Here is a 9,265-nt window from a genome sequence, read left to right on the forward strand (position 1 = left end):
TTATTTACGGCCTTTACGCTGCTGCTTTTTAGGTTGAGCAGCCGGTTCCGGTTGTTCAACAGCAGCCATACCACCCAGGATCTCACCTTTGAAGATCCATACCTTAACGCCGATTACACCGTAAGTGGTGTGCGCTTCAGAGGTGTTGTAGTCGATGTCAGCACGCAGAGTGTGCAGCGGTACGCGACCTTCGCGGTACCATTCGGTACGTGCGATTTCCGCGCCGCCCAGACGGCCGCTAACTTCAACTTTAATACCTTTAGCGCCAAGACGCATTGCGTTCTGTACAGCACGCTTCATAGCACGACGGAACATAACGCGACGTTCCAGCTGAGAAGTGATGCTGTCAGCAACCAATTTAGCGTCCAGTTCAGGCTTACGAACTTCGGCAATATTGATCTGTGCAGGAACGCCAGCGATATCCGCTACGACCTTGCGCAGTTTTTCTACGTCTTCGCCTTTCTTACCGATAACGATACCCGGGCGAGCAGTGTGAATAGTTACACGAATGCTCTTAGCCGGACGCTCGATAACGATGCGAGATACGGACGCTTTAGCCAGTTCTTTAGTTAAGAACTGACGTACTTTAAAATCGCTGTCCAGGTTGTCAGCGAATTCTTTGGTGTTCGCGAACCAGGTAGAGTTCCATGGTTTGACAATACCCAGGCGAATACCATTAGGATGTACTTTCTGACCCATTGCTAGTCTCCAGAGTCTCAGCGATCGGACACAACCACAGTAATGTGGCTGGTGCGCTTCAGGATGCGATCTGCACGACCTTTAGCACGCGGCATAATGCGCTTCATGCTCGGGCCTTCGTCTACGAAAATTTTCGTAACTTTCAGATCGTCAATGTCAGCGCCATCGTTGTGTTCAGCGTTAGCAATGGCAGATTCCAGTACCTTCTTGACCAGTACAGCCGCTTTCTTATTGGTGTAGGTCAGAATATCCAGGGCCTGCGACACTTTCTTACCGCGAATCAGGTCAGCAACAAGGCGAACCTTCTGAGCAGAAGAACGAGCATGGCGATGTTGAGCTAAAGTTTCCATCTCTTCCTCCTACCTTATTTTTTCTTCGCTTTTTTATCAGCAGCGTGGCCGCGATAAGTACGAGTCGGTGCGAATTCACCCAGTTTGTGACCAACCATTTCGTCGGAAACAAAAACTGGAACGTGCTGACGACCATTATGGACAGCGATGGTCAAACCGATCATGTTAGGAAAGATCGTTGAACGACGGGACCAAGTGCGCAGGGGCTTCTTGTCTCCGCTTTCCACCGCTTTCTCTACCTTCTTCAGCAAGTGCAGGTCAATAAAAGGACCTTTCTTGAGAGAACGTGGCATGGCTTATCCTCTAAAATTATTTGCTACGGCGACGTACGATGAATTTATCAGTACGCTTGTTGCTGCGGGTCTTCTTACCTTTGGTCTGAACGCCCCACGGAGTTACCGGGTGCTTACCAAAGTTACGACCTTCACCACCACCATGTGGGTGGTCGACTGGGTTCATCGCAGTACCGCGAACGGTAGGACGAACACCACGCCAGCGTGCAGCACCTGCTTTACCCAGAACGCGCAGCATATGCTCAGCATTGCCAACTTCGCCCAGAGTAGCGCGGCAGTCTGCTTCGACTTTACGCATTTCACCAGAACGCAGACGCAGGGTGACATAAGCACCATCGCGAGCAACGATCTGAACGTAAGTACCAGCGGAACGTGCCAGCTGACCGCCTTTACCTGGTTTCATTTCTACGTTATGAACGGTAGAACCAACCGGGATATTGCGCATCGGCAGGGTGTTACCTGCTTTGATTGCAGCATCAACGCCAGACTGAATCTGGTCGCCAGCCTTCAGGCCTTTAGGGGCCAGGATGTAACGGCGTTCACCGTCTTTGTACAGAACCAGCGCGATGTTCGCGGAACGGTTCGGATCGTACTCAAGACGTTCAACAACTGCCGGGATACCGTCTTTGTTGCGTTTGAAGTCAACAATACGGTAAGCCTGCTTGTGACCACCACCAATATGACGAGTGGTGATGCGGCCATTGTTGTTACGACCACCGGATTTGCTGTTTTTTTCAACCAGCGGAGCAAAAGGTTTGCCCTTGTGCAGCTCTGGGTTGACCACTTTAACGACGTGGCGACGACCCGGAGATGTCGGTTTACATTTAACAACTGCCATTGTATTACTCCTCCGACTTACTCAGCGCCGCCAACGAAGTCCAGATTCTGGCCTTCCTTCAGGGTGACGTAAGCTTTTTTCCAGTCGCTACGACGACCGATACGCTGTCCGTGACGTTTAACTTTCCCTTTAACTACCAGGGTGTTAACGACTTCGACTTCGACTTCAAACAGTTTCTGCACAGCAGCTTTGATTTCTGCTTTAGTCGCGTCTTTAGCAACTTTGAGAACGATGGTATTGGTTTTTTCCATCGCAGCAGACGCTTTTTCAGAAACGTGCGGTGCACGCAGCACCTTCAGTAAACGTTCTTCACGAATCATGCCAGCATCTCCTCAACTTGCTTAACAGCATCAGCAGTCATTACGACTTTGTCGAAGGCGATCAGGCTAACCGGGTCAATACCAGTTGCATCGCGTACGTCAACCTTGTGCAGGTTGCGCGCAGCCAGGAACAGGTTTTCGTCCAGCTCACCGGTGATGATCAGCACATCTTCCAGAGCCATGTCTTTCAGTTTCTGTGCCAGCAGCTTAGTTTTAGGCGCTTCTACAGAGAACGTCTCGACAACGATCAGACGATCCTGACGTACCAGTTCGGACAGAATGCTTTTCAGCGCGCCGCGGTACATCTTTTTGTTAACTTTTTGACTGTGGTCCTGCGGACGTGCAGCGAAGGTTACGCCACCTGAACGCCAGATCGGGCTCTTGATAGAACCTGAACGCGCACGGCCGGTACCTTTCTGGCGCCACGGCTTTTTGCCTGAACCAGTTACTTCAGCACGAGTCTTCTGAGCACGAGTACCCTGACGAGCACCAGCTGCATAAGCAACAACAACCTGGTGAACCAGCGCTTCGTTGAAATCACGACCGAAGGTAGTTTCGGAAACAGTCAGCGCGCTCTGCGCGTCTTTCAATACTAATTCCATTGCTATCCCCTTACGCCTTCACAGCTGGTTTAACGATCAGGTCGCAGCCGGTTGCACCCGGAACTCCACCTTTAACCAGCAGCAGGTTGCGCTCAGCGTCAACACGTACTACGTCCAGGCTCTGAACAGTGACGCGTTCGTTGCCCAGCTGACCTGCCATTTTCTTGCCTTTGAACACTTTGCCCGGAGTCTGGTTCTGACCGATAGAACCCGGAACGCGGTGAGACAAGGAGTTACCGTGGGTAGCGTCCTGGGTACGGAAGTTCCAGCGCTTAACGGTACCAGCGAAACCTTTACCTTTAGAGGTACCGGTTACGTCAACTTTTTTAACGTCAGCAAACAGTTCAACGCTAATGTTCTGACCAACGGTGTATTCTTCACCATCTGCCAGACGGAACTCCCACAGGCCGCGGCCAGCTTCTACGCCAGCTTTAGCAAAGTGACCAGCTTCCGGCTTGGTTACACGGTTAGCTTTTTTAGCACCAGTGGTAACCTGAACAGCGCGATAGCCATCATTAGCCAGATCTTTGATCTGAGTAACGCGGTTTGCTTCAACTTCGATAACGGTTACTGGGATAGATACGCCATCTTCAGTGAAGATGCGGGTCATGCCCACTTTTTTACCGACTAAACCAATCATTGTATCAACCTCTCAATCGCTCGATGACCTGATTAACCCAGGCTGATCTGCACGTCTACACCGGCAGCCAGATCCAGACGCATCAGAGCATCAACGGTTTTTTCAGTTGGCTCAACGATGTCAACCAGACGCTTGTGAGTACGAATCTCGTACTGATCGCGCGCGTCTTTGTTGACGTGCGGAGAGATCAGAACGGTGAAACGTTCTTTGCGGGTCGGCAGCGGGATCGGACCACGGACTTGCGCACCAGTGCGCTTAGCAGTCTCGACGATTTCCGCGGTTGATTGATCGATCAGACGATGATCAAACGCTTTAAGGCGGATACGGATTCTTTGGTTCTGCATGAGACCAGAGCTCCAATTATTTTATAGACGAAATGGTTACTCCTCATACCCATTACGATTGATGGGAGAGTGTAACCGTTCTTACATAGTTCCCCAATTGGGAACATTGTTTGATAGCCAGTTTCGCTATCAGGGTTCATATCGAACCGGCCGTCAACTTTGACAGGCCCGCGCATTATACGCAAATTCAGCCGCAACGCAAGCATTGTCTAGTAATTCATCACTGGCTTCTGAGAGCAGGGATCATCATGTTCAGCAACGCTGTGAAATGCAGGCAAATACATCTGATGGCTACTTCCATTGCACATTATTGGCCTTTGCTACATGAACGACTTCTCAGCACCCTCACTACTACAGCCATATCACAGGAACTATCCATGTTCGTCACTTCCTCAATATTTATTATTTTGTACTGTGGGTTATCACTCATGCTCTGTTGGTGCGACTACCGAAGTGGTCTGCTTCCAGATCGATTTACCTGCCCCCTACTCTGGGTTGGTTTGCTTTATCATCTATATTTATCAGAAAGTACTCTTTCAAGCGCAGTATGGGGGGCGATCGCTGGCTATGTGTCCTTTGCTACTATCTACTGGTTATACAGAGGACTGCGCGGATATGAAGGCATCGGTTACGGTGACGTTAAATTTCTGGCCGCTCTTGGGGCCTGGCATGGATGGAGCGTATTACCTCAACTAGTGCTTATTGCAACCATACTCGCATGTGTCACACTTGGGATGAAGATCATAGCGGGAAGAAAAAGGCAGGTATTATACAACCCGCTGCCTTTTGGCCCTTTTCTGGCAGCAGCGGGTCTTTGGTGTGGATGGCAGACGCTTATTAGTCCGCCACCTTAATTTGTGACTGAAGATAATTCTGTAGGCCAATTTTACCGATTAAGTCGAGCTCAGTTTCCAACCAATCAATGTGGCTTTCTTCGTCTGTAAGGATCTCAATTAGCATATCGCGGCTGACGTAGTCATAGACACTATCGGCATAGGCAATAGCTTCTCGCAAATCTTTAGCCCCTTCCAGTTCCAACCGTAAATCAGATTGCAGCATCTCCTCGACATCCTCGCCGATGCGCAGTTTGCCAAGATCTTGCAGGTTAGGGATTCCTTCGAGAAACAAAATACGCTCGATATACTTATCGGCATGTTTCATTTCATCAATGGATTCGTGGTATTCGACATCGTTGAGGCGCATCAGGCCCCAATTCTTAAACATTCTCGCGTGGAGAAAGTATTGATTAATTGCGACAAGCTCATTTCCCAATAATTTATTGAGATAAGTTATGATTTTGACATCACCTTTCATTATATAGTCCCTCCGCTTCCACTTATTGAAGCGTAGTTCGACCTATAGAGATGTCAAAAAAAGCAGGGGGGCTTTAGGCAATCTCTTGATATTCTGGCATGCGGGTTAATTCATCCTCCATAATTTCTCGAGCTGCGCGAATGCACTTACCGCATTGATTTCCAACGGGAATAAATTTTCTTAGTTGTTGAAAAGACTGGGGGTGGAATTGACGCACAGCCTGACGAATTTTTTTATCGTTTACACCATTACACAGACAAACGTACATACAGACTCCCGTTCAACTTATATGCAAAGTGTAAATGAGAATAGTTATGATTACAATAGCCTGTTTATTAAATATACGCCTGAACTAATTTCTGTAAACAATTTCCCTCGTTAACTCAAATAGTCGACAGCAAAAAGGGCGCCTAAGCGCCCTTTTCTAATTCAGAACTAATAATTAGCCCAGAACTTTAGCAACAACGCCCGCGCCAACGGTACGGCCGCCTTCACGGATTGCGAAACGCAGACCGTCGTCCATTGCGATTGGGTGGATCAGGGTAACAACCATTTTGATGTTGTCGCCCGGCATAACCATCTCTACGCCTTCCGGCAGTTCGATGGTGCCAGTCACGTCAGTTGTACGGAAGTAGAACTGCGGACGATAGCCTTTGAAGAACGGAGTATGACGGCCGCCTTCATCTTTGGACAGAATATAAACTTCAGATTCGAATTTGGTGTGCGGCTTGATTGAACCCGGCTTAGCCAGTACCTGACCACGTTCGATTTCTTCACGTTTGATACCACGCAGCAGAACACCTACGTTCTCACCAGCACGGCCTTCGTCCAGCAGTTTGCGGAACATTTCAACGCCGGTACAGGTAGACTTCGCAGTCTCTTTGATACCAACGATTTCAACTTCTTCGCCAACTTTAACAATACCGCGCTCTACACGACCGGTAACAACGGTACCACGGCCAGAGATGGAGAATACGTCTTCGATAGGCAGCAGGAACGGCTTGTCAATCGCACGCTCTGGTTCCGGGATGTAAGAATCCAGGAAGCCAGCCAGTTCGATGATTTTCGCTTCCCACTCTGCTTCGCCTTCCAGCGCTTTCAGTGCAGAACCACGAACGATCGGAGTGTCGTCGCCCGGGAAATCGTACTGAGACAGAAGTTCACGAACTTCCATTTCTACCAGTTCCAGCAGCTCTTCGTCATCAACCATGTCGCATTTGTTCAGGAACACGATGATGTACGGAACGCCTACCTGACGACCCAGCAGGATGTGCTCACGAGTCTGCGGCATCGGGCCGTCAGTCGCAGCAACAACCAGGATCGCGCCATCCATCTGCGCAGCACCGGTGATCATGTTTTTAACATAGTCGGCGTGGCCCGGGCAGTCTACGTGTGCGTAGTGGCGAGTCGGGGTGTCATATTCAACGTGGGAAGTGTTGATGGTGATACCACGAGCTTTTTCTTCCGGCGCGTTATCGATCTGGTCGAATGCGCGAGCAGCACCGCCGTAGGTTTTAGCCAGTACGGTAGTGATTGCAGCGGTCAGAGTAGTTTTACCATGGTCAACGTGGCCGATAGTACCGACGTTGACGTGCGGTTTTGTACGTTCAAATTTTTCTTTAGACACGGCTATATTCCTTACTATAGTGCTCTCCCCTTCAGGAGAGAGCACGGGACTTTGGTTTTAACCCTGCGGCTTATTTACCACGGGCTTCGATTACGGCCTGAGCAACGTTATTCGGCGCATCATCATACTTCAGGAACTCCATAGAGTAAGAAGCACGACCTTTGGTCAGAGAACGCAGCTGAGTTGCATATCCAAACATTTCAGACAGCGGAACTTCAGCGTGAATCACAACGCCAGTCACGTTGGATTCCTGACCGCGCAGCATACCGCGACGACGGCTAAGGTCACCGATAACGTCACCAGTATTCTCTTCCGGAGTTTCTACTTCAACCTTCATGATCGGCTCAAGCAGAACTGGTTTCGCTTTCTTAAAGCCATCTTTAAAGGCAATAGAAGCGGCCAGTTTAAACGCCAGTTCGGAGGAGTCAACGTCGTGGTAAGAACCGAAGTGCAGACGCACGCCCAGGTCAACTACCGGGTAACCAGCCAGAGGACCAGCTTTCAGCTGCTCCTGGATACCTTTATCAACGGCCGGGATGTATTCACCAGGAATTACACCACCTTTGATGTCGTTGATGAACTCGTAACCTTTCGGGTTAGAGCCCGGCTCCAGCGGATACATGTCAATAATGACGTGACCATACTGACCGCGACCACCAGACTGCTTAGCGTGTTTACCTTCGATATCGGTAACTTTCGCGCGAATCGCTTCACGGTAAGCAACCTGAGGTTTACCAACGTTCGCTTCAACGTTGAATTCACGCTTCATACGGTCAACGATGATGTCGAGGTGCAGCTCACCCATACCGGCGATGATAGTCTGGTTAGATTCTTCGTCAGTCCATACGCGGAAAGAAGGGTCTTCTTTAGCCAGACGGCCCAGAGCCAGACCCATTTTTTCCTGGTCAGCTTTGGTTTTTGGTTCAACCGCGATAGAGATTACCGGCTCAGGGAATTCCATACGCTCCAGAATGATCGGCGCGTTTGGATCACACAGCGTGTCACCCGTAGTTACGTCTTTCAGACCGATAGCTGCAGCGATGTCGCCCGCGCGAACTTCTTTGATCTCTTCACGCTTGTTAGCGTGCATCTGAACGATACGACCAAAACGCTCACGTGCTGCTTTCACGGAGTTCAGGATGGTGTCACCAGAGTTAACCACACCGGAATACACGCGGAAGAAGGTCAGGTTACCTACAAACGGGTCGGTCGCGATTTTAAATGCCAGAGCAGCAAACGGCTCATCATCGCTAGCGTGACGTTCAGCAGGAGTATCTTTACCGTCGTCCAACATACCGTTGATCGCAGGTACATCAACCGGGGATGGCAGGTAATCAATTACCGCATCCAGCATCGCCTGAACACCTTTGTTCTTGAACGCAGAACCACAGGTTACCAGGATGATTTCGTTGTTCAGAACGCGCTGACGCAGAGCTACTTTGATCTCTTCTTCAGTCAGTTCTTCACCACCCAGGTATTTCTCCATCAGCTCTTCAGAAGCTTCAGCAGCGGACTCGATCAGGTTCTGGTGCCATTCTTCGGCCAGGTCCTGCATGTCAGCTGGAATATCTTCGTAAGTGAAGGTTACACCTGCGTCTTCTTCGCTCCAGTTGATGGCTTTCATTTTCACCAGGTCAACAACACCAGTGAAATGCTCTTCAGCACCAATTGCCAGCTGCAGCGGAACCGGAGTCGCGCCCAGACGGGATTTGATCTGACCAACAACTTTCAGGAAGTTCGCACCCATACGGTCCATTTTGTTAACGAACGCAATGCGTGGAACTTTATATTTGTTTGCCTGACGCCATACGGTTTCAGACTGCGGCTGAACACCACCAACTGCGCAGTAAACCATTACCGCACCATCAAGAACACGCATGGAACGTTCTACTTCGATTGTGAAGTCAACGTGCCCCGGGGTGTCGATGATGTTTACGCGATGCGGCTCATACTGCTTAGCCATACCAGACCAAAATGCAGTAGTCGCTGCGGAAGTGATAGTGATACCACGTTCCTGTTCCTGTTCCATCCAGTCCATGGTGGCAGCGCCGTCATGAACTTCACCGATCTTATGGTTTACACCGGTGTAGAACAGAATACGTTCGGTAGTAGTAGTTTTACCGGCGTCGATGTGCGCACTGATACCAATGTTACGGTAGCGTGCGATGGGTGTTGTACGAGCCATTTGATTCCTCGTTTATTTCTTTAGGCGTTCAGTTAAGTTATCCAAAACGGGCG

The 9,265-nt window shown here is 49.8% G+C and carries 13 protein-coding genes; 1 reads left to right on the forward strand and 12 read right to left on the reverse strand.

From position 1 onward, the window contains the following. The 8 genes from rpsC to rpsJ are packed head-to-tail and all read right to left on the reverse strand — an operon-like array spanning window position 1 to window position 4,086. A complete protein-coding gene (gene rpsC / locus HV127_RS04420; RefSeq protein ID WP_002919766.1) occupies window positions 1-699 on the reverse strand; it encodes a 30S ribosomal protein S3 in 699 nt (232 codons plus the stop codon). Window positions 700-716: 17 nt separating this feature from the next. Then, complete coding sequence (gene rplV, locus HV127_RS04425; protein ID WP_000448832.1) at window positions 717-1,049, reverse strand: 50S ribosomal protein L22; 333 nt, start codon at window positions 1,047-1,049, stop codon at window positions 717-719. A 14-nt stretch (window positions 1,050-1,063) separates the two neighbouring features. After that, on the reverse strand, window positions 1,064-1,342 hold the full coding sequence (gene rpsS, locus HV127_RS04430) for a 30S ribosomal protein S19 (RefSeq protein ID WP_001138115.1): 279 nt from the start codon (window positions 1,340-1,342) through the stop codon (window positions 1,064-1,066). 16 nt (window positions 1,343-1,358) lie between these two features. Beyond that, the gene (gene rplB / locus HV127_RS04435) at window positions 1,359-2,180 is read right to left on the reverse strand and encodes a 50S ribosomal protein L2 (protein WP_000301869.1); all 822 of its coding nucleotides are present in this window, start codon (window positions 2,178-2,180) and stop codon (window positions 1,359-1,361) included. A 17-nt stretch (window positions 2,181-2,197) separates the two neighbouring features. Beyond that, window positions 2,198-2,500, reverse strand: a complete 303-nt coding sequence (gene rplW / locus HV127_RS04440) for a 50S ribosomal protein L23 (protein WP_004868363.1) — start codon at window positions 2,498-2,500, stop codon at window positions 2,198-2,200. Next, entirely contained in the window at window positions 2,497-3,102 is a 606-nt protein-coding gene (rplD, locus tag HV127_RS04445) for a 50S ribosomal protein L4 (protein WP_015960716.1), read from the reverse strand. Before rplD ends, rplW begins: the two co-directional genes overlap by 4 nt. Before the next feature lie 10 nt (window positions 3,103-3,112). After that, entirely contained in the window at window positions 3,113-3,742 is a 630-nt protein-coding gene (gene rplC / locus HV127_RS04450) for a 50S ribosomal protein L3 (protein WP_052284882.1), read from the reverse strand. A gap of 32 nt (window positions 3,743-3,774) precedes the next feature. Continuing rightward, complete coding sequence (gene rpsJ, locus HV127_RS04455) at window positions 3,775-4,086, reverse strand: 30S ribosomal protein S10 (protein ID WP_001181005.1); 312 nt, start codon at window positions 4,084-4,086, stop codon at window positions 3,775-3,777. 377 nt (window positions 4,087-4,463) lie between these two features. Between rpsJ and HV127_RS04460 the strand changes: the two genes are divergently transcribed. Next, entirely contained in the window at window positions 4,464-4,940 is a 477-nt protein-coding gene (locus HV127_RS04460; RefSeq protein WP_182235107.1) for an A24 family peptidase, read from the forward strand. Here the strand turns inward: HV127_RS04460 and bfr are convergent. From bfr to fusA, 4 genes are all read right to left on the reverse strand, one after another. Beyond that, window positions 4,924-5,400, reverse strand: coding sequence for a bacterioferritin (bfr, locus tag HV127_RS04465; RefSeq protein ID WP_110275015.1), 477 nt, complete (start codon window positions 5,398-5,400; stop codon window positions 4,924-4,926). The two genes, HV127_RS04460 and bfr, sit on opposite strands and share 17 nt — an antisense overlap. A gap of 73 nt (window positions 5,401-5,473) precedes the next feature. Further along, window positions 5,474-5,668, reverse strand: coding sequence for a bacterioferritin-associated ferredoxin (bfd, locus tag HV127_RS04470; RefSeq protein WP_110275013.1), 195 nt, complete (start codon window positions 5,666-5,668; stop codon window positions 5,474-5,476). Window positions 5,669-5,842: 174 nt separating this feature from the next. Continuing rightward, window positions 5,843-7,027, reverse strand: a complete 1,185-nt coding sequence (gene tuf, locus HV127_RS04475) for an elongation factor Tu (RefSeq protein ID WP_110275011.1) — start codon at window positions 7,025-7,027, stop codon at window positions 5,843-5,845. Window positions 7,028-7,097: 70 nt separating this feature from the next. Beyond that, window positions 7,098-9,212, reverse strand: a complete 2,115-nt coding sequence (gene fusA, locus HV127_RS04480; protein WP_110275009.1) for an elongation factor G — start codon at window positions 9,210-9,212, stop codon at window positions 7,098-7,100. Window positions 9,213-9,265 lie beyond the last annotated feature (53 nt).

This window comes from Klebsiella sp. RHBSTW-00215, from assembly GCF_014103785.1.
In the GTDB taxonomy this organism is placed as follows: Bacteria; Pseudomonadota; Gammaproteobacteria; order Enterobacterales; family Enterobacteriaceae; genus Klebsiella.

What these genes read in the sequence shown, in the direction of transcription:
- rpsC (WP_002919766.1), bottom strand. Translation starts at nt 699, where the DNA reads ATGGGTCAGAAAGTACATCCTAATGGTATTCGCCTGGGTATTGTCAAA.
- rplV (WP_000448832.1), bottom strand. Translation starts at nt 1,049, where the DNA reads ATGGAAACTTTAGCTCAACATCGCCATGCTCGTTCTTCTGCTCAGAAG.
- rpsS (WP_001138115.1), bottom strand. Translation starts at nt 1,342, where the DNA reads ATGCCACGTTCTCTCAAGAAAGGTCCTTTTATTGACCTGCACTTGCTG.
- rplB (WP_000301869.1), bottom strand. Translation starts at nt 2,180, where the DNA reads ATGGCAGTTGTTAAATGTAAACCGACATCTCCGGGTCGTCGCCACGTC.
- rplW (WP_004868363.1), bottom strand. Translation starts at nt 2,500, where the DNA reads ATGATTCGTGAAGAACGTTTACTGAAGGTGCTGCGTGCACCGCACGTT.
- rplD (WP_015960716.1), bottom strand. Translation starts at nt 3,102, where the DNA reads ATGGAATTAGTATTGAAAGACGCGCAGAGCGCGCTGACTGTTTCCGAA.
- rplC (WP_052284882.1), bottom strand. Translation starts at nt 3,742, where the DNA reads ATGATTGGTTTAGTCGGTAAAAAAGTGGGCATGACCCGCATCTTCACT.
- rpsJ (WP_001181005.1), bottom strand. Translation starts at nt 4,086, where the DNA reads ATGCAGAACCAAAGAATCCGTATCCGCCTTAAAGCGTTTGATCATCGT.
- HV127_RS04460 (WP_182235107.1), top strand. Translation starts at nt 4,464, where the DNA reads ATGTTCGTCACTTCCTCAATATTTATTATTTTGTACTGTGGGTTATCA.
- bfr (WP_110275015.1), bottom strand. Translation starts at nt 5,400, where the DNA reads ATGAAAGGTGATGTCAAAATCATAACTTATCTCAATAAATTATTGGGA.
- bfd (WP_110275013.1), bottom strand. Translation starts at nt 5,668, where the DNA reads ATGTACGTTTGTCTGTGTAATGGTGTAAACGATAAAAAAATTCGTCAG.
- fusA (WP_110275009.1), bottom strand. Translation starts at nt 9,212, where the DNA reads ATGGCTCGTACAACACCCATCGCACGCTACCGTAACATTGGTATCAGT.